We start from the raw sequence: 615 nt of genomic DNA, 5'->3' as shown, positions 1-615 counted from the left end.
ATCTGAGGCACTGAGTGAGGCACTGAGACTTGTGCTCAATGACGCTGAAGCAGACTCGCTTGCTGAAACTGATTGACTCAGGCTCAATGAGGCTGAAGCACTGGCACTTACTGAGACAGACTGGCTCAGGCTTACTGATACTGAAGCACTTGTGCTTACTGAGACAGACTGACTTGTGCTCAGGCTCGTGCTTGATGAATCTGAGGCACTAATTGANGCACTGAGGCTTGTACTCAAGCTGGTGCTGGCTGAATCTGAGGCACTGAGTGAGGCACTGAGACTTGTGCTCAGGCTCGTGCTGGCTGAATCTGAGGCACTGAGTGAGGCACTGAGACTTGTGCTCAATGACGCTGAAGCAGACTCGCTTGTTGAAACTGATTGACTCAGGCTCAATGAGGCTGAAGCACTGGCACTTACTGAGACAGACTGGCTCAGGCTTACTGATACTGAAGCACTTGTGCTTACTGAGACAGACTGACTTGTGCTCAATGACGCTGAAGCTGATTCACTTGCTGATACAGACTGGCTCAAGCTCAATGAGGTTGAAACAGATTCACTTGCTGAAACTGACTGGCTCAGACTTACTGATGCTGAAGCTGATTCTGAAGCTGATTC

General features: G+C 49.7%; 1 protein-coding gene and 1 pseudogene. Both read left to right on the top strand.

The annotated features are described in order from the left end of the window. Positions 1 to 38: 38 nt before the first annotated feature. On the top strand, positions 39 to 212 hold the full coding sequence (locus tag D8790_RS10680) for a hypothetical protein (RefSeq protein WP_185761956.1): 174 nt from the start codon (positions 39 to 41) through the stop codon (positions 210 to 212). Between the two features lie 132 nt (positions 213 to 344). After that, a pseudogene (locus tag D8790_RS10670) lies at positions 345 to 615 on the top strand (hypothetical protein); the annotation flags it as partial.

It is taken from the genome of Streptococcus cristatus (assembly GCF_003943535.1).
Classification (GTDB): Bacteria; Bacillota; Bacilli; order Lactobacillales; family Streptococcaceae; genus Streptococcus; species Streptococcus cristatus_L.
This window is presented reverse-complemented; position numbering and strand designations above follow the sequence as displayed.